This is a genomic window from Devosia marina (assembly GCF_009758415.1).
GTDB lineage: Bacteria > Pseudomonadota > Alphaproteobacteria > Rhizobiales > Devosiaceae > Devosia > Devosia marina.
Window position 1 is genome coordinate 19,015 of the sequence record NZ_WQRF01000002.1, and the last position, 19,184, is coordinate 38,198.

A 19,184-nucleotide genomic window follows, 5' to 3' on the forward strand; every position below is an offset into this window, starting at 1 on the left:
CGATTGCTTGGGTTAATCTTGACACGCGGCCAAGATTGAACATCGCCTCACAGATTGCGGCGAGACACCTCAATCCGGGTCATAGCCGAAGTCACGGTCGTCAAAGGATCTGTCAAAGGACTTGTCAAAGTGCGGTCCATCCGACGAGCGGTGCGAAACGCGTTCCCGGGCAGACTGCCCTGGCCAAAACAGCAAGATGAACAGGCAGAACAGATTCACGATTGGGACCAGACTGAGCAGGGCCCACCAGCCGCTACGGCCCAGATCATGCCATCTGCGCACCGTAAAGGACATTGCGACTAGCAAAGATAGCGCGGCCCACAGAAAAAGAGCGGCGTAGAGCCAGAATTCCGGGACGCCTATGCCGGACAGCAAGGCGACCACCACATTGACTGCGGTTCCCGCAATCAGCAGACCGACGACCGCAAAGGCGAAGAAAAATCGTCCAATTCGACCCTTAAACATTGTTCCTCCAGATTGTGTGGGATTATTGCCGCCGAAACCACTGGCAGTTGCAGGTTAGGTGTATTGGGGCAAACCAGTGCGGGCGCGGTGCGAGCGATCGCATCAAAAAGGGCGTGCCCGCCGATCTCTGCTAAAGGCATCATGAACTGGCTATGCCCCTGGACAGCACCGAGCCCAGAGCCAACGCCATGCCGGCGACGATCCAAGGGGCGGTCGAAGTGCCGAGTTGGCTGGAGAACCAGCTACCGGCTGTCACCGCAATGACCAGATAGAAGAAGGCCGAGGTGAGCACGAGATGAAGCAGTGAGAGGCTGAACAGAACTGCCAAACCGCGCAAATGCGCTGCAGCACGTGCCTGTCTGTTCCAGCAATCAACCAGGATTTGTCTCAGGGAGAGCTCTGGCGGCAGCGCCAGCAGGTTCCGCAGTGCCTGGGCGCCATCGTTCTGCCCATTTGGCGCCAAGGCCAACAGCGCCGTTCCGAAATTGACTGTCGACCAGACCCAAATGAAAGGCTGGAGGGGGCTCGCAGGGGCGTTGGCCGCGACGAGAGCGGCGATGCCCCCGAAGACAATATTTGCCAGTGGACCGGCCAGTGCCACCATCACCCGCTGCCCCGACGAGGCTATCCAGGTGTCGGACGTGTCCACATAGGCAATGGGATAGAACCAGAACACCCCGATGCCGATGCCGTGGACTGACAGGCCGAACGCCTTCATGGCCAAGATATGAGCGGCCTCGTGCAACGCCAATGATATGGCGAGAGCCAGAATGCCAGTCGCTAAGTATGGGAGATTCATACCGGTTGGAATGCTTGTCTGGGTGAGGGTGCTCAAGCCAGTCACCAGCCCAGCCAAGCCCAGGGCAGTCGCCACAATCACCGCAACGGGTCGGGTAACTATTGCGAAAGCTCGATAGAGGCTTTCGCTGAAATCATCTGCGGCCTGGCCGCGCAGGAGATCGAACGTTAGATAACCGCGACCTCGGCGTTCGGCCTGGCCCTCAAGAGGGCTATCGGATTGACTGTCATGCCCCAGGGTTGCGAACCCCGAAGCGAGCAGTTGCTGCACGACGTTGATCACGCCCTGGGGCGAAAAAGTGCCAAACCGGCTCACGGCGCGGGCAATAATGGTTGTCAGGCGGGTAGAGCCATCCAATTGCTCCCATACGAAGGTTCCGAACTCGGATAGCTGGAAGTACTTGCGCAGCGTGGTGTGCTTGAGAACAGCAATGGCTTCTCCATCGTCACCCTTCCTGCGGTGCAACTCCACGTTCAGCGACTGTCGCGGGCGGATTCGCAAGGCGACCTGAGACTGAAGATGTTCGGTTCCCGGCGCCCGCGCGATACGCTCCAGTTGGGAGCGCGATATGGCCAAAACTTCACCGTCTTCCAGCGCAGTCACCGTTGCACGGCGCGGCTCACCAGCCAGCAGTGAAACTTCTCCGACGAGAGATCCCGGACCAAGCACCGCAAGCTGTTGTTCGGCCGCAGGTGCCGGGCCCTTGTGGACCGAAAAGGTTCCAGAGTGGATCAGATAACAGGTGTCGCCTGGACGGCCTTCTTCTACCAGGGCTGTGCCGGTTTTGATCTTGCGCTGCTGAATCTTAGCCGCCAATTCCTGAAGGGCTGCGGGGCCGACCCCAGCAAACGGGGCCGCCCGCCTGAGCAACAACATGCGCTCACGCAATCCCTCATCCAGCTTGAGCGCGGGGGCGAGCGCAGAGGCAATGGCCGGATCGGCCAATGCGGCCGTGGGGACGCACAGGGTGGCGCATTCTTCGAGCGCAACAGCAGTCGAGGCGTATCGCCCAGCGCCTTCGGTTCGCAGACACTCCTCACCGGCGACGTCGGCAAAAGTCAAAAGCGCGATGGGGACGCGATCATCTTCAACCAGAACGCTTTCTTCGATCGTCCCCCAGATCGGCAGATGCACAAGATTTGCTGGCTCTCCTTGGGAAAAAATCACCGCACCCGTGTCGTGGCCGCGCACCACCGTCTGTTCCGCGAGGTCCTTGAGTGTCGCAATCGGCAAGGTGCCGAAGAGATAGCTTTCGCGGAGCAGGTTGACCCGTTCTTCCTGAAACATTCAGCCGGCTCCGGGACGCAAGAGATCTGCGGTCGTTCTGCTCTCGGAAAGCCTTGCACACATCCTCCGCCAAGCATCCGAACAAGGGAGTTGCCTCAGGGCTTCTTCGCTGCGCGCCAGATGAACCTGGGAGCGGAAACCAGCGAACAGCAAAGCTCCGGAGTCTACGATGCAGTCCCTCGCAGCCAGTTGCGCGGCACGGTCCGTTCGGGCGTGATCGAGCAAGCGCAACAGATCTTCGCGGCCTATCCTGGAGTGCTTTAGCGCGAAGCCGACGGGGAGGGTTCGCGCTCCAGCCGCGAGGTCCCGCGACCAGTCTGGATCGAGCAGGTCCTGCATGTCGGAGCCCAATTGTCCTGCAACACCGATACCGTGCGCCCAGCCTGCCCAGAGTTCAGCGCAGGCCAAATCGCAGCCGGCATGCAGGGCTGCAAGGCGTGCATAGAGTCCCATCTGAGCACCGCTTTTGCCCGCAACCGATTCCTCGACAACGTCGAGATTGACGTTGGTGCCACCTATATTTTGAAGATCCAGGGCCTGCCCTTCGGCGATGTTCAATAGCCCGTCGCCCAAGGCATTGATCAAGGTGGCGCCGCGTTCCGCGCCGCCGGCTTGAAGCAGCAATTTCTGAGGCAATGCCGATGGGAACGCGGCAGCGGCAAGCATCAGCGAGCTCTTGCTTGTTTCACCCCACCAGGGGCGTTGGTCGCCATCCTGCAGATCATCCAACAGGTCGAAACAAAGAAAGAGAAGCCCCGCCACGACGCTGATGGGTGCAGCATCGGCCGGATCCCCGCCATTGGCGCCATGAACGAGAAGCGGAATGAGCAAAGGCAGATGTGGCGGCCGAGCGGGCTGGAGGTGTTGATCCAGCGCCCCTTCCAGACAACCAAGCAACGGCTTCAACCCTTGGCCAAGGTTGCAGTCTTGCAGCAAATCTCTCAACTGCCTGACGCTCTGGTCCATGCTTGCGTGGACCTGTTCGGCGACGTCAGGGCAAGCGCGCTCGCAAAGGGTAGCAGCGGTCATGGCGATCGGTGCCACCCCATGTGCCTAGCCACCAAAGCTGGCCTGGCGCAGGAGCTCTTCGTCGCCAGCGGTCAGGTCGAGCTTGTCGAGGGCCTGCATTTCCTCGTCCGACAGCTCATATCCTTCCTCCGCGAGCGTCGCTTGTGGCGCGGTCTGCATTCTTGCTCGGAACTCGGCGTCGCTCATCCAACGCTCAATTATGGTTTCGATCTGCGCTTGGCTCACTCTGTGGTCTCCTCTCATCCAGCCCCGCGAACCGCGGGGCTTCGCCTGCCCGAGCAGGCTGTGCAACACTCGCTCTTGAGCATTTAGCCCGCGAAATTGGCCTGACGAACAAGGTCTTCACCGCTTCCCGAAAGGTCGAGCCGATCCAGAGCCTGCAATTCCTCATCCGACAGTTCATACCCTTCTTCCGCCACCGTCGCCTTGGGGGCGGCCCGCATTCTTTCGCGGAATGCGGCGTCGTTCATCCAACGCTCAATTATGGTCTCGATCTGCGCTTGGCTCATTGTTGCCCCCTCCCCAGGGTCCAGGTTTTATCGGTCGCGCCAGTATTTCTCGGGTCCAGCTGTGCCTGGCTCAACACCGCCTTCAGGCGAAATTGGCCATACCGGCCAGTTCGTCATCCGATTGGTTGAGGTCGAGCGCAGCCAGGGCCCGCTGCTCTTCGTCATCAAGAACGAACCCCTCTTCCTGAGCGGTCTGAACCGGCGCCGAGCGCATGCGGTCGCGAAAAGCCTTGTCTTCCATCCATCTTGCGATCAATGCCTCGACTTGTTGGCTCGCCATGACAGTCCCTCCTCCCTTGCTTGTGCCGGATCTTTCTGGTCAGGATTTCTGGTCGACTATCTTGAGCTCTGCGGCGACCATGCGAAGATCGCGGTCTTGCCAGCTCAGCGAATAGGCGATCTGAAAAACTCCCTCGGCGCCGGTGTCGATAAGCGCGCTGCACTGGCGCTGCTGGGCCGCCTTGTCGAAGCTAATCTCCTCGACCTCATCAAGCTGATCGAGTTGCACATCAAAGTTCTCGTCGATGATCTGGCTGACAAGCCGGGCAGCGTCCTCGCTCTCGCACTGGGGTAACTGCACTCCACCGAAGAGTCCGCTGGCGATCTGGATCATGCTCGCGATCCCGATCACCGCGCTCGCCACCGCGACAACAATCTTGACAGCGTTGTTCATTATTGCCCGCCCCACGGTCGGAATTCGTTGGTGCAGGCGGTCACGTGGCCATTGACGCAGCTTTCGTGGCACATGGAGCACTGCGTCATGCAGCTGTAGTCGGTCACCCACTGGAAGTTCCCGGTGAAATAGCCGCAGGTGCTCTGGCAGGATGTATACATCTGCTCGCAGGTCTTTGGCGCTTCGGAGGTCGCCGCTTCCCACGCAGTGGTATCCTGCCCGCTGGAGAAGAATTCAGAGATTGCCTGGCAATCAGCGACATCGGTGCTCGGTTCACACAACCCGGTTCCGATCTCGGGTTCGTCGCACTCCCCGTCGTTCACATATGGGCAAGTTGGGGCAGAAGCGGCGCCGATGTCGGCCGCCGCGCCCTGTGTCGCGGTCACCGTGCCTGTCAGCGCATATTCAATGTCTTCATAGCCATGAAGACGGGCAAGGTCCGCCGCGGTATATCCGCTGTCGTCAACCGCGTAGCGGTCGGCACCCAGTTGCAACAATAGCTGAACCGTTTGCAGGCACTCTCCAAATGCCGCGTTGATCAGCGGTGTATGGCCTCCGGTGCTGCGCGCTTCTATGCTGACACCGCGGTTCAACAGTTCCAGTGTCGTGACGCTGTCACAGGAACGCGCGGCGTCCAGCAGTTGCATTTCTTCGATTGTGGCCGACCGGGCCGGAACAACCATGATCATGATTGCCAGAGCCATCGTTGTCAGCCAGCCAAGTACCGCCCGCACCATCCCCCCAATGCTTCGTGTCGTTGGATCTTGTGGGCCAGCTAGGCCTCCGAGCTATCGAAGCATGGCGAAACCTGTCTCGAAAGTGTCGTTTGCGACACCTGAGTGTGGGGCGCGCGCCGACGTGGAATCCTAGATCTTCAGCAGACCGGCAGCGATTGCCTTGGCAACGGCTTGCACCCGCGTCTTCACGTCCAGCTTCGCCATCGCGGAACCGACATGTTTGCGAACAGTCCGCTCGGTTATCCCCAATATGAGGGCGATCTCCTCGGACGTCTTGCCATAGGCGGACCAGCGCAGCGTCTCAAGTTCACGCTCGCTTAGGGGCGCATCCGCTGCCAGTTCCTGAGCAGCAAGTTCTTCGGACCGCTGATGGGCAAGAAGCGCGACGAGCGAAATGCTGGCCATGACACCGAACTTTTTTTGCTCCCATAGGTCAGCGGGAAGCGCGGTGGCAGCGCTCACCATGCCAAAGCGCCCAAAGGGCGAGTGCATTGGCACCACGATACCTTTTTTGAACGGAAACATGGTTTCCATTTCCTGCTGCTCGGGCAGCAGCGGTGGTGTGCAAAACACGTCCTCGAAAAAGAATGGCGTGACGCGCACCAGTCCAGCAGTCACCAGCCGGTCAGTGCGCTGATATCCGCGTTCGACATAGCGCTGTAACCAGGCGGGATCCATATTGGTCCAAAAGCGCTCCACCGTTGGACCTTCGCCAGCCACCATGCGACCAGCACCGTAATTGTATGTTCCAACATCCAGTGACCTCATGGCCGCTGCGAACTTCGCCTCAAGCGCGCTTTGATCTGACGCGGCGCGGATCTCGCAGAAAAACTTCTCGATCAATTTCGCCTGACTTATCCATAATAACAGCGCCACCGCGCTAACAGATCTATCGCATAGCTATCTATATACTGTTTCCAGTCATGCTTAAGGATGCCGAGCGTGGCTATCAGCGCCCTTGGTTACCCAGGACACTGGAACAACCGCGCAGCACGGATCATCGCAGCGGTTGCACGGCCGAACGGTCGGCCAGGCGCAGTAATCAACGATACAGTGCGGCTGACCTGGGGTTCGATCAAGGGGGCGTTGGAGCAGGTCCGGCAGTGTGACCGAACATTCGGGCATGAAAACAAAACCGATTCTCGCCAGAACCATTGTACTGTGCCGCCCAAGCTCGGCCCCGTTCGTTCCCCAGACTTTGCCGGCGAAGCACTTACGGGCGAAGTCTGCCCATGCCGTTGGCCGGATTTGGACCATTCGTATCACCCGTCTCCGCCCGACAACGTCTGCGATGCAATCAAGATCAAGGGTAGCTATTCGCCCGTCAGCGCTAAACAGTTGCCAGTCAGCAAGCGGCCCCCTTATGGTCATTAGCCGAGCTCGGTGGAAGGCAGATTAGGGGCCGTTTTCTGCCGGTCTCCTTCTGATAATGGAGCTTCGAATAGCGGCGCTTATTCAGTTTGTGCCTAATCCTCAGATCCGCCCAAAGATTTTGGCTAGGTTCAGTGCATTCTTGTGCCGCCTGACGCCTCGAGAGGAGGTTTACGGGATGGAACAGTGGGGAAGACCTCCCGTTCCGTTCGCTAGGCGATCTTTGCCATGATGATCTTGCGCGCGGCTTCCGGATCCGGTGGCAGCACCGCTTGGCTCAGCGCCTTTGAATAGGCGTGCTGCGGGTTCCCCAGCACCTCTTGCGCCACGCCGGACTCAACCACATCACCCTTGTACATGATGATCACACGGTCGGAAATGTAATAGGCCGTCGAGAGGTCATGGGTGATGTAGATGATCGATACGCCCAGCCGATCCCGCAGGTCACGGAAGAGATTGACGATAGACATGCGCAGGGATGCATCGACCATGGAGACCGGCTCGTCGGCGACAATCAGCTTAGGCTCGGGGATCAGCGCCCGCGCCACGGCGATGCGCTGCAATTGCCCGCCTGACAGCTCGTGCGAATAGCGTCCGCGCACTTCGGCCAGCGACAGACCCACGTGATGAAGAGCCTTGTCGGTCGCCGCGTCAATTGCGGCCTTGTCTCGCAGGCCCAGGAACCGCCTGGCAGTCGAGAACAGAAAATAGTCGATGGTGCTCAGCGGATTGAACGCCTCGAACGGGTTCTGAAAAATCGGCTGCGCCTTGGACATGAACTTGAGTTTACCGGCGCGGCTGCGGATCGCGGTAATGCTTTGCCCCATGAAGCGCAAGCTGCCGCTGGTGGGCGTTTCATTGCCCAGGATCATGCGCGCTGTTGTCGTCTTGCCACTGCCGGATTCGCCTACAATGGTGAAGATCTCCGGCTTGCTGTCATCCAAGGTGAAGCTGACATTCTTGACTGCGTGCAACGTGGAGCTGTCGAAGAAACCGCCAATCCGGTAGTCCTTGTTGACATTCCTGAGTTCCAGAAGTGCGCTCATGCGGTCTGCACCTCCCCGGCGCGCCAGCATGCGACGCGGCCAGTCAGCCGCGCCTCCAGTGGCGGGTTTTCATTTGTGCATTTGTCCACGGCCAGCGGGCAACGTGGATGGAAGCGGCAGCCGCTCGGCGGATCGGCCAGATTGGGTGGCTTGCCCGGCAGGGCGCTGCGTTTCTTGTTGTCGCCAATGCGCGGCAGGCTCGAAATCAGATGCGCGGTATAGGGATGTTGCGGGCGCCGAAACACATCAAGTGTGGGGCCCTCCTCGACCAGTCGACCAGCATAGACAATGCCGATCCGGTCGGCGATGGCGGCATGCACGGTCATGTCATGGGTCACGAAGATTATCGAAGCCCCCATGCGTTGCTGGATATCCTTGATCAGCGCCAGAACATCCTGCTGTACCAGCACGTCAAGCGCGGTGGTGGGTTCGTCAGCGATGATGAAGTCAGGTTCGCAAACCGTCGCAAGCGCGATGGTCAGGCGCTGGCGCATGCCGCCCGACAGCTGGTGCGGAAAGGATTCGAGCACATGCGGGTCCAGACCGATGCGCTGAAGATGCTTTTCCACCCGCGCCCGGAATGCGGATGGCGACAATCCCATATGCTTGAAGGCAAAATCGTGAAAGGCGTGCTTCACACGGCGCACCGGATTGAGCACATTCATCGAGCCTTGCATTATGTAACTCAAATTCTGCCAGCGTGCCGCCTTCATGGCCTGCGGATCCGCATAGACATCGAGCTCGCGCCCCGCAAAGTCGAACTTGACCGATCCTTCCACCACCCGCAGAGGCGGCGTGATAGCGCCGGCAATGGTCTTGATCAACGAGGATTTACCGGACGAAGATTCACCGGCAATGCCGTAGATTTCATTGCGGTTGATCGTCAGGCTTACATCGTCGACGGCCCTAACTTCGCGACGCACGCCGAAATAGTTCATCTGATAATAGGCCTTGAGGCCTTCGACCCGCAGCATGGAACTGGTGGTGGTCGGTGCCTGGAGAGTATCGAGCATGATCAGGCTCCCATCCGGCTCAGGCGGCTACGCGGATCGATATATTCATTAACCGATATGGCGAGCAGGAAGAGGCCGAGAAACAATAGGACGACGGCGATGATGGGGAAGGCAATCCACCACCAGATGCCGGCGATAATGGCTTGGTGTTGATTGGCCCAATAGATCATGCCGCCAATGGTCGGGCGGTTGATGTCCGAGAATCCCAGAACTGACAGGGTGACCTCGAGGCCGATGGCCCAGATCAGATTGTTCATTGCCGTAAAGAAGATAACCGGCATCACATAGGGCAGATGCTGGCGCACCAGGATTTGCGGTACGCTCATGCCTGCAAAGACGGCGTGGCGGGTGAACTCACGATTGCGCAAGCTCAGTGTGACCGAGCGAATCAGGCGCGCATCATAATTCCAGCCCAGTAGGGCCGCCGTCGCGGCCAGAACCGGCCAGCTCATGCTGTCGCGCATGACGAAATAGACCAGCAGCAGAATGGGGATATTGGGCAGGGCAATCATCGTGTCATTCAGGGTCATCAGCGCCTGGTCCCAGCGGCCACCGAGATAGCCCGAAAGCATGCCTACAGCGACTGCCAGCAAGCGGCTGAGGACGGTGACGGTGAGACCGAACAGCATGGTATTCCAGATTGCCGAGCTCATCTGCCAGAGCACGTCCTGGCCACGCGAGGTGGTGCCAAACCAGTATTGGGCCGATGGCGGCATATCTGGCGGCAGGAGATAAATGGCGGTGTCCGGGAGCGGCGCCCAGAAATGGGCAAGCGCGAACAGGAAGATGGATAGGGTCAGTACGAAGCCGATGGCGAATTCGATATTGTAGCGCAGCATGTCGCGCAGGATCTTGAACATGGCTCAGCTCAGCCTCACGCGCGGATCGATCAGCGGATAGATCAGATCGATGATGAACACTGCAACGGCGACGGCGATGATCGAAATGGTGGTCACCCCGAGCACCAGGGCATAGTCGCCCCGATAGATGCCCTGGATCATCAGCCGGCCGACACCGGGATAGTTGAACAGAAATTCGGTGATCACCGCCCCGCCAAAGACATTGCCCAGGCTCAGCGCCAGGCCCGTCAATTGCGGCAGCAGCGCATTGCGCGCCACATACTGCGAGAAGATCTTGTTAGAGGACACTCCGCCGAGTTCAGCATAGACCACGTGATCATCGGTGACGATGTTGGAGACCAGTGAGCGCATGGAAATGAACCAACTGCCCAGCCCCACCAGGACCAGGGTCAGTGCCGGCAGGGTGCCATGCACGATCAGCGACCGCAGATAGTCGAGGGTCAGCCCGGGCTGCAAATTCATCTGCGCGCCGCCCGATATGGGCAGGATCGGCCAGATGAACCCGAAGGCCAGCAGCAGACAGAGCCCGATGATATAGGCGGGCACTGGATGCAGGGCCATGACGGCAGCGCCGGAGAGCTTCAAGAGCAGATTGGAGCGATAGTAGCCCGCCAGCGCGCCGAGCAGATTGCCCAGGGTCCAGGTGATCACCAGCGACAGGGTGAGCAGACCAATGGTCCAGGGCAGCGCGCTCATGATCAGGGACATGACTGGGGTGGGAAAGGCAGACAGGGACGGCCCGAAATCTCCTCGGATGACGCGGCCCCAAAACGCCAGATACTGATCCAGCATCGAGCCTTGCAGACCATAAAGTTCCTGGAGTGCCTGTCGCATCAGTTCGACCGAGCGGGGGTCAGTAGCGCCGAAATTGGTCATCAGGGCGACTGACTGCTCCACCGGATCGACCGGCGAGAGGTTGGTGATCAGGAAGGCCAGCGAAACGCCCAGGAAAATCACAAGGAAAAACTGGAAGAGGCGCCGGCCGAGATATTTGGCAAAGCCGTCCATCTGGGGTCCGCTCTCGTGGATAGGGTGAGAACCGGGCGGGGCCTGATGCCCCGCCCGCAGGCACTATTGGGCGGCCTTGAGCGCAACAATCATGTAGCGCAGGTTCGACCAGAACGGCCCCGAAGCCGAATAGGGATCAGCGGCGCTCGGATAGCCGGTCCAGTAGGTCGTGTCGAACGGCGCGAACTTGTTGTAGGCCATCAGCGGAATGAACGGCATCTCTTCCACGGCCAGCTTGAGATAGTCCATGCCGAGCTGGGCCACTTCGGGCGAGTCGAAGTTCACCGTACGGTTGGCTTCGATGATCGCGTCGAGCCGCTCGTCTTCCCAGCGCGTCAAGTTACGCGGCGGCTGCGTTTCACCGGGCTGCTTGATGAAGTCCGAGTGATAGCTTTCCAGGAAGAAGGAGAGATCGGGATGACCACCCCAGGTCTCTACTGTCCAGTAGATGGCGACATCGAAGTCACCGCCGCCCAGACGCTGGCCATTGGTGGGGCCTGCCACATCGACCGTGGTCTGGATGCCTTCCATCGACCATTGCTGGGCGATGATGGTGCCGGCACGCGCCAGAGTGGGGATATTGTCACCCTCGACCATCAGCTTAATGGTGAACGGGGTGCCATCCGGCTTGAGCCACTGATTGCCATTCTTGGAGAAACCGGCTTTCTGCAGCAGGGCGGTAGCGGCAGCGGGATCCTGCTTCCACCAGCCGAACCCAAACATGCGCTTGAGCTCTTCGGTATCGCTGGGAATGCTGTCGCCCCATTGCGGCTTCACCAACGCTGCGATCTGTTCCGAGATGGTCGGATCATAGGGCTTGATGGCGCCATCGCCGGTATCGAGCTCAAAATTGGCGAGCCAGTCCTGCATCGGCACGTAATAATCGGTAATGGCCGTACCGGTCGGCGGGGTTGAAAGCGCTGCCAGATTGGCCGCGCCGCGATAGGATCCCATCGAGACCGAGCGGATATCGATCAACAGCGCCAGTGCCCAACGCACATCCTTGTCTGCAAACGGTTCGCGCTGATGATTGAACAGCACCGATGGCAGCGTCGGATCGGGGTGGGCGAAGGGGAAGCCCGGGAACCAGTACTTGGTATTTTCGCCAGCATCGCGGGCAATGGTGAACATGCCTTCGGGAGCGATGTCGTTGATCACGTCGAGATTGTGGTTCATCTGCTCGATCACGCGAGCATCCGGATTACCGGCATTGCGATAGACCACGTATTTGACCTCCGGCGCCTCACTCAGCGTCATGCCAATCGAGGTGCGCTCCCAGTCATCGCGCAGCTTCCAGATCACCCAATTGCCAGCCGAGTCATAGCTGTGAAGCTGATAGGCCGACAGGGATACGGGCGGATTGTTGTTATAGGTCAACGGATCCTCGACCTGCTCGAACACATGCTTGGGCATGATCCAGGCGGCATTCCAGCGCACGGTGAAGAGCGTGTGGAAACGCGAATTGGGAGCGTTGAGCGTAAAGACCACCGTATTGCGGTCGGTCGCCTCGACGCTCTCCACATTGACGGTGAAAGGTGCGCTCCAGCCCATGCCCGGATTGGCCATCTGGGTTTGCACAGTGTAGACGACGTCGTCCGCCGTGAACTCGACGCCGTCGCTCCAATAGATGCCCTCCTTGAGCTTCACCGTCATTTCGGTGAAATCCTCATTATAGATCGGCTTGTCTGAGGCCAGGGCATTGGTCCAGGCCGCATCGCCTGTGCCGTCCGGATTAATGAACCAGAACGTGTCGGCAGTGAGCTGCTGCAAGCCGTTATTGCTGGCGCCACCGCCCGGGGCCCACAAATTGAACCACTCGGCATTCTGCGCCGCGGGCCCCTGAATGATCAGCGCCTCTTCGCGGGGAATACCCGCGATAAAATCCTGGGCGGCAACCGGCATCACCGTCGCGGCGATTGCAAATGCAGCTGCGGCCAGCTTCTTCAATAGCATGGTTGTTCCTCCTGAAGCCCGCAAAGCGGACAGCGCGCATCCGGGCAACTGCCCCGGATTCGTCGCATCCCTCGTTCCGACACGAGAACGCACAACTCCTCCAGCGCCCTCGGTCGAGTTCCTTTATCAACAATTTCTTACCCAAGAGCAACATGATTATCGACAAAAATTTATCCGTCTTTGCCGATAGTCGCGGTTTTGCGCCGCTAGAGTCACTTCAACTCCATATATTATTGACAAACTAATTCTCGCCGATAGGCTACATATCGACGATCGAGGCAGGGACGCCGCGATCCGTTCCAGGACAGACAGGGTGGAGACTCTCAAATGACAGCGACTTATGACGTCCGCATCGCGGTCGATGCAGGCGTGAGCCGCGGCGCCTACCGGCCGTTGTGGAATTGGTTTGGCTATGACGAGCCCAATTACACAAATACCGAGAATGGCAAGAAGCTATTGAACGCGCTGACCGAGCTCAGCCCCGAGCCACCCCGTATCCGCACGCATAACCTGCTGACGTCTGGCGATGGCAAATATTCGCTAAAATGGGGCTCGACCAATGCCTATTCCGAGGACGCGAATGGCAATCCGGTCTATGACTGGACCATAATGGACCAGATCTTCGACGCCTATGTCGAAGCAGGCAATATCCCGCTGATCCAGGTTGGCTTTACGCCCGAAGCCCTGTCCGATGATCCGGGACCCTACCGGCACAATTGGTCCCTTGAGGACCGCTACGCGAGCATCATGACGGGCTGGGCCGCTCCACCAAATGACCTCAAGAAATGGGGCGACCTTGTCCATGCATGGGCGCGCCACCTCGCAGACCGCTACGGCGAGGACAAGGTCGTGCATTGGCCGTGGGAAGTCTGGAACGAGCCGGACGGGCATTACTGGAAAGGCACCGTCCGCGAATTCTGTGACATGTATGATGTCACCGCGCGCGCCATCAAGGCCGCCTTGCCCGCAGCGCGCGTTGGTGGCCCACACACGTGCGGGGCCTTCAACAATCCCAAGGCCCAGGCCTTCCTGCGTGAATTTCTGCAGTATGTCGTCGACAACAACTCGCCCATCGATTTCATCGCCTTCCACGCCAAGGGCAATCCAGTGATCTGGAAGGATCACGTGCGCATGGGGCTGCACAAGCAACTCCGCGACATCGAGGCCAATCTCGCCATCGTCAACGAGTTCCCGAGCCTGAAGAATCTACCAACGGTCATTGGCGAATCCGACCCTGAAGGCTGCGCCGCCTGTTCTGCCCGCGTTCATCCGCAGAACGGCTATCGCAATGGCCCGCTCTACGGCGCCTACGTCGTGGAAAGCATGATCCGTACCTATGAACTGTCAAAGCGTGCCGGTATCGAGATCGAAGGCGCGGTGACTTGGGCTTTTCTGTTCGAGGATCAGCCCTGGTATGATGGCTTCCGCGATCTGGCCACCAATGGTGTCGACAAGGCCGTACTCAACGGCTTCCGCATGCTCGGCAAGCTCAAGGGTGAATGGATCGAGGCTCATTCGGACCATGGCGTTGATATCGACACCATCATGGAGCATGGCGTTTGTGACCAACCGGATGTCAACGCTGTCGCCACCCGCGACGAGACCGGTGTCTCGATTCTGGTCTGGAATTACCACGATGACGACGTCGAGGACGGCGCCGCCAATGTGACTCTGGCCCTGTCCAATCTAAGCCCCGGTCAGCACAAGCTGACCCACTATCGCATGGATAAGGACCACTCCAATTCCTTCGGCGTCTGGAAAGCCATGGGCTCTCCGCAATCGGTCATTGGCGAAGACTTCAAAAAGCTTGAAGCCTCTGGCCGGCTCGCCGTTCTGGAAACCGGCACCGTAGATGCGTCCTCAGGCGCAGCCACCCTTGCCACCAGTCTCCCAAGACAGGGTGTCTCGCTGCTCCGCATCGACTATTAAGCCGGACACGGCCGCGCCTCCCTCCCGAGGTGCGGCCCCTTTTCCGCCTAGCGCTCGACCAGATCGATATAGCGCCGCTTGGAGGGCTGCAGGTGGTCCACGCAGAGTTGGGCTAGAACCCAATTGTCCCGCCCCGCCAACATCTCGATCATCAGACGGTGTTGGCTGTGCGAAATGTCGAGCGCTGCCCTGTCGGCCATGGAATTGGCGCGCACTGGCAGGCTGTAGCGCATGTAAAGCTCGATGGTTTGCACGAGGTACTTGTTTCCGCAGGCACCAAATAGCGTCAGATGGAAGCGGTCATTGGTCTCATGCACCCCACGCAGATAGCCGCATTCGATATGCTCCCCGTGCTCCTTGTGGATCGCGAGCAATTCATCAATCAGGCTTTGCGGGGCCGGCAAGGGAATGAGCAAGGCCGCCTGACGCTGGACCAGTTCGCGTACAGCATAGATCTGCTGCACTTCGTCCGATGTCAGAGAGCGCACCGTGGCGCCCTTGTTTCGCTCGCGAACAACGACGCCCATCTGCTCGAGCTGCACCAGCGCCTGACGCACGAAATGCCGCGTCACCGGAAACCGCGAGAGCAGCGAATCTTCCGTCAGGCGCGCACCGGGCGCCAGCCGTCCGAAAATAATGTCCTCTTCCAGTGCCCTGACGATCTTTTCGTCGTCGAGCTCGGTATGCGTATTCTGGTCAGACATTGCGAGCCCCCTCAGCTTGGTAAGTCAAAGCGACAACTATCAGATCGCTGCCTTAGGCTGAAATCCGCTGATGCGATAGGCGGCCTCGACCAGCGCCAGCGTTCGGAGATTGTCCGCAGCGGCAGTTTCAAAGCGCGCCCCAGTGCCCAGACCTGCCGCAAAATGTGCAATCGCCCCGTCATAGGACGCCTGATAGCTCTGCTCGGGGTCGAACCGAACCTCTCGCGGCTCCGGCCCCAAGAGACGCAGAACTGTCCCGTCCAGATGGATGGTGCCGCGAGCGCCCCAAATCCACAATTGATCACTGGGCGCGGGCGGCGCGCCATGCACTGCCAGATTGCCAGATACCGCAAGGGGAAGGCCATCATCGCGCCGGGTCAGGGACAATGTGGCGCTGTCTTCGCCAATAATCTCGTCATTACTCCGCGCCAGCCGGGCCAGGTGCAGGTCAAATTCTCCCAGGAGATAGCGCAAGCTGTCGAGGTGGTGGATCAGCACTTCCATAACCAGCAGCCGCGCCTCCCTTCGAAAAAAGGGCTGTCGCACCAAAGCGGGTCGCAGCCCATCGGCGCCTGCAAGCATGCCGCTCGAATGAAAATCAAGGCGCGCAGCCACGAGATCCCCGAGGACGCCCTCATCGAGCCAGTTCCGCAGCGTGCGGTAATATGGTCGGAAGCGCCAGTTCTCATGCACCATGAGCGGCACCGCGCCATCCACTTCCGCGACTATGCTCTCGGCCTCCACCAGATCCACGCCCAGCGGCTTCTGGCACAGGATGGGCAGGCCATGCGCACAGCCCGCCCGCACATTGTCGGCATGGAACTGACGCGGCGTCGCAATATCGAGCATGTCCAGCGTCTCGCTGGCCAGCATGTCGTCAAGGCTCGCATAGCGCCCGGCTATGCCGAAGGCATCGGCACGAGCGTGCAGGGCGCGCTTATCAGGATCGCAGATGGCCACAACATCTGCGCCATTGACCCGTTTCCAGGCCGGCAGGTGATATTGCGTCACCCAGCCCGCCCCCACCATGCCAACACGCATCAAGTCACCTCTTATCAATAATATCGACCCACCAGAGATACGAAGTTGACGCAGAAAATCGGCAGGTTAAGCCGGATTTAAGCGCAATTTCCCGGACAACACAATCAGCAGTCGGATTTCCGCCCAACAAATTATTGACAATAGTCCATAGGGCTGTAGGAATGCTCAAGACAGCCGCACCTCTTCAGCGGCAGGGAGGATTTTGTGACGCGCGGGCTTCGCAGACGTTTGACGAGCTATGGCGATCAGGACTTTTCCCTGTTCCTTCGCAAGGCTTTCATCAAAGCAATGGGCTACACAGATGATGCGCTGGATCGCCCTATTGTTGGCGTTGCCAATACCTATTCCGACTACAATCCCTGCCACGGCAACGTGCCGCAATTGATCGAGGCTGCCAAGCGCGGGGTCATGCTGGCAGGCGGCATGCCCATGGTCTTTCCGACCATCTCGATCCATGAAAGCTTTGCCTCGCCGACCTCGATGTTCCTGCGCAATCTGATGGCAATGGAAACCGAAGAGATGGTGCGTGCCCAGCCCATGGACTCGGTGATCCTGATTGGCGGATGCGACAAGACCATTCCCGCTCAGGTCATGGCGGCCGCCTCCAGTGAGGTGCCTGCCATCGTTTTGCCTACAGGTCCCATGGATACCGGCAACCATCGTGGCGAACGCCTCGGGGCCTGCACTGACTGTCGTCGTGTTTGGGCGCAATATCGCGCCGAACAGATTGATGGCGATGAAGTCAGCGAGATCAATGGCAAGCTCGCCAGTTCGGTTGGCACCTGCACCGTGATGGGCACGGCCTCCACCATGGCCACCCTGATGGAGGCCATGGGCCTGACCTTGCCCATGGCTGGCTCCGCCGCCGCCACATCGGCCGAACGCATGCGACTGGCCGAGGAAACCGGACGAGCCGCCGTCGCTATGACCGAAACAGGCCTGACCACTGCCGAAGTGCTGACTCCCGCCGCCCTGCGCAATGGCCTTGTGACCCTGCAGGCCCTTGGCGGCTCGACAAATGCTGTCGTCCACCTCGCCGCCATTTATGGGCGCCTGGGCAAGAAGCTCGACATGGCAGAGTTTGACGCCATCGGCCAGAAGGTGCCCGTGTTGGTCGATCTCAAGCCCTCCGGCAGCGGCTATATGGGTGAATTTCATGCTGCTGGCGGTGTTCCGCGCCTCCTATCGGAACTGACCGATCTGCTCGATCTGTCGGCGCCCCGCGCCTTTGGAGGCACGCTCGCCGACACTGTCGGCACCCAGTCGCAGCGATATGAAGACCAGATAATTCGATCCCGCAGCCGCCCGATCTCATCGTCGGGCGCTATCGCGGTCCTGTCAGGCAATCTCGCGCCGCGCGGCGCCGTCATCAAGCATTCTGCCGCCGACCCGCAGCTTCTCACCCATGAAGGGCGCGCCATCGTTTTCGACTCGGTTAAGGATATGACAGAACGGCTTGACGATCCTTCCCTGGAGATCACCGCCGAGGATGTTCTGGTTCTGCGCAATGCTGGACCTAGGGGGGCGCCCGGCATGCCCGAAGCAGGCTATATCCCGATTCCGCGCCACCTCGCCCGTCAGGGCGTCAAGGATATGGTGCGCCTGTCCGATGCGCGCATGAGCGGCACCGCCTTTGGCACCATTGTGCTCCACATCACCCCCGAATCCGCCGATGGCGGGCCATTGGCCGCGGTGAGGACAGGAGACCGCATTCGGCTCGACGTTCCCGGTCGCAAACTCGAATTGCTGGTGAGCGCCAATGAACTCGCCGCCCGCATGGCCGATCTCCCTCCGCCGCCGCCCGTGCCCGAACGCGGCTACGCTTGGCTTTACGATCAGCATGTGACGCAGGCCGATGACGGGCTCGACTTCGACTTCCTTATGGCCAAGCCGCATGAGTGAGGTGGCAGACGCTCCGCTCTGCCTGGCGCCAAGCCCCCTCCGCAACTCGAAAGGGCTGACGCTGCCGCCGGGCAGCTGCGACACCCATTTCCATGTTTTCGACCCGGACGCGCCCCTGACCACGCCGCGCAGCTACACGCCGCAGATCAAGATTCTCTCGGAATGGCTGACCTTGGCCGAGAGCTTTGGCATTACCCGCGGCGTTCTGGTTCAGCCCAGCGTTTATGGATTGGACAATCACGTTCTGGTCGACGCCCTGGCTCAGGCGCCCGATCGCCTGCGCGGCGTGGTCGTCATCGCCCCCGACACGCCGGACGCTGAACTCGCCCGACTCGATCGAGCCGGTGTCCGTGGTGTTCGCTTCAACCTGCGCAACAAATCCGGCATCGGTTTTGAGGCACTCGAAGCCCTGGCCCCAAGAATGCGTGAATTGGGCTGGCATGCGCAATTCCAGATCGGACCGGAAGCCATTACCACGGTTGGCGAACTGGCTGAGCGACATGATCTCGTCGGGGTGATTGATCACCTGGCATTCATGCCGCTTGACCCGCCCGGCGCGGCTCTCGACGATCTTTGTCATGTGCTCGAAAGCGACCGGGTCTATGTCAAGATTTCGGCCCCTTACCGTCTCCGGGACACCGAGGGTCATAAAGGCTATTGCAAAGTCCTTCAAACGTTAGCAGTGCGCTATCAAAATCGGCTTTTGTGGGCCACCGACTGGCCGCACACTGAATTGTTCACCGCAGTGCCCGCGGACGACGATCTGATCGCCCTCAGTCTCGACGCGCTGCCGCCCGAGGCTCATGCCGCCACTTTTGCCGACAATGCTCGAACGCTCTATTTTTCACACTGAAGACC

19 protein-coding genes are annotated in these 19,184 nt (G+C 59.7%); 3 read left to right on the forward strand and 16 right to left on the reverse strand.

Translation table 11 applies throughout. The annotated features are described in order from the left end of the window. Positions 1-69 precede the first annotated feature (69 nt). The 14 genes from GO014_RS07815 to GO014_RS07885 all read right to left on the reverse strand — a co-directional run bounded on the left by GO014_RS07815 (position 70) and on the right by GO014_RS07885 (position 12,750). Positions 70-465 carry a DUF805 domain-containing protein gene (locus GO014_RS07815; protein WP_157289873.1) on the reverse strand — a complete coding sequence of 132 codons (396 nt, stop codon included), beginning with the start codon at positions 463-465 and terminating at the stop codon, positions 70-72. Between the two features lie 139 nt (positions 466-604). Continuing rightward, positions 605-2,551, reverse strand: coding sequence for a PqqD family peptide modification chaperone (locus GO014_RS07820; RefSeq protein ID WP_157289874.1), 1,947 nt, complete (start codon positions 2,549-2,551; stop codon positions 605-607). Next, positions 2,552-3,580 carry a polyprenyl synthetase family protein gene (locus GO014_RS07825; protein ID WP_179952943.1) on the reverse strand — a complete coding sequence of 343 codons (1,029 nt, stop codon included), beginning with the start codon at positions 3,578-3,580 and terminating at the stop codon, positions 2,552-2,554. 24 nt (positions 3,581-3,604) lie between these two features. Continuing rightward, positions 3,605-3,805, reverse strand: a complete 201-nt coding sequence (locus tag GO014_RS19410) for an Os1348 family NHLP clan protein (protein ID WP_157289876.1) — start codon at positions 3,803-3,805, stop codon at positions 3,605-3,607. An 83-nt stretch (positions 3,806-3,888) separates the two neighbouring features. Beyond that, entirely contained in the window at positions 3,889-4,089 is a 201-nt protein-coding gene (locus tag GO014_RS07835; protein ID WP_157289877.1) for an Os1348 family NHLP clan protein, read from the reverse strand. 82 nt (positions 4,090-4,171) lie between these two features. Next, complete coding sequence (locus tag GO014_RS07840; RefSeq protein WP_157289878.1) at positions 4,172-4,369, reverse strand: Os1348 family NHLP clan protein; 198 nt, start codon at positions 4,367-4,369, stop codon at positions 4,172-4,174. 39 nt (positions 4,370-4,408) lie between these two features. Continuing rightward, on the reverse strand, positions 4,409-4,762 hold the full coding sequence (locus tag GO014_RS07845; protein WP_157289879.1) for a hypothetical protein: 354 nt from the start codon (positions 4,760-4,762) through the stop codon (positions 4,409-4,411). Beyond that, a complete protein-coding gene (locus GO014_RS07850) occupies positions 4,762-5,499 on the reverse strand; it encodes an ankyrin repeat domain-containing protein (RefSeq protein ID WP_157289880.1) in 738 nt (245 codons plus the stop codon). Before GO014_RS07850 ends, GO014_RS07845 begins: the two co-directional genes overlap by 1 nt. Before the next feature lie 129 nt (positions 5,500-5,628). Further along, positions 5,629-6,342 (reverse strand): helix-turn-helix transcriptional regulator, encoded by a 714-nt coding sequence (locus tag GO014_RS07855; protein ID WP_157289881.1) that lies wholly within the window; start codon positions 6,340-6,342, stop codon positions 5,629-5,631. 740 nt (positions 6,343-7,082) lie between these two features. Beyond that, the gene (locus tag GO014_RS07865; protein ID WP_157289883.1) at positions 7,083-7,916 is read right to left on the reverse strand and encodes an ABC transporter ATP-binding protein; all 834 of its coding nucleotides are present in this window, start codon (positions 7,914-7,916) and stop codon (positions 7,083-7,085) included. Next, entirely contained in the window at positions 7,913-8,929 is a 1,017-nt protein-coding gene (locus GO014_RS07870) for an ABC transporter ATP-binding protein (protein ID WP_157289884.1), read from the reverse strand. Before GO014_RS07870 ends, GO014_RS07865 begins: the two co-directional genes overlap by 4 nt. Positions 8,930-8,931: 2 nt before the next feature. After that, entirely contained in the window at positions 8,932-9,789 is an 858-nt protein-coding gene (locus GO014_RS07875; protein ID WP_157289885.1) for an ABC transporter permease, read from the reverse strand. Between the two features lie 3 nt (positions 9,790-9,792). Further along, complete coding sequence (locus GO014_RS07880; protein WP_157289886.1) at positions 9,793-10,797, reverse strand: ABC transporter permease; 1,005 nt, start codon at positions 10,795-10,797, stop codon at positions 9,793-9,795. A gap of 63 nt (positions 10,798-10,860) precedes the next feature. Then, positions 10,861-12,750, reverse strand: a complete 1,890-nt coding sequence (locus GO014_RS07885) for an ABC transporter substrate-binding protein (protein ID WP_157289887.1) — start codon at positions 12,748-12,750, stop codon at positions 10,861-10,863. Between the two features lie 327 nt (positions 12,751-13,077). Between GO014_RS07885 and GO014_RS07890 the strand changes: the two genes are divergently transcribed. Next, complete coding sequence (locus GO014_RS07890; RefSeq protein WP_157289888.1) at positions 13,078-14,679, forward strand: GH39 family glycosyl hydrolase; 1,602 nt, start codon at positions 13,078-13,080, stop codon at positions 14,677-14,679. Positions 14,680-14,726: 47 nt separating this feature from the next. Here the strand turns inward: GO014_RS07890 and GO014_RS07895 are convergent, their stop codons facing one another. After that, positions 14,727-15,383, reverse strand: coding sequence for a GntR family transcriptional regulator (locus GO014_RS07895; RefSeq protein WP_246204524.1), 657 nt, complete (start codon positions 15,381-15,383; stop codon positions 14,727-14,729). 39 nt (positions 15,384-15,422) lie between these two features. Then, positions 15,423-16,424: a Gfo/Idh/MocA family protein gene (locus GO014_RS07900; protein WP_157289889.1), complete on the reverse strand. Its 1,002-nt coding sequence runs from the start codon at positions 16,422-16,424 to the stop codon at positions 15,423-15,425. Between the two features lie 204 nt (positions 16,425-16,628). Here GO014_RS07900 and GO014_RS07905 point away from each other — a divergent pair, with 204 nt between their 5' ends. Together GO014_RS07905 and GO014_RS07910 are read left to right on the forward strand one after the other, a co-directional pair. Next, positions 16,629-18,326 (forward strand): dihydroxy-acid dehydratase, encoded by a 1,698-nt coding sequence (locus GO014_RS07905; protein ID WP_343030856.1) that lies wholly within the window; start codon positions 16,629-16,631, stop codon positions 18,324-18,326. Further along, on the forward strand, positions 18,319-19,179 hold the full coding sequence (locus GO014_RS07910) for an amidohydrolase family protein (RefSeq protein WP_157289890.1): 861 nt from the start codon (positions 18,319-18,321) through the stop codon (positions 19,177-19,179). Before GO014_RS07905 ends, GO014_RS07910 begins: the two co-directional genes overlap by 8 nt. Positions 19,180-19,184 lie beyond the last annotated feature (5 nt).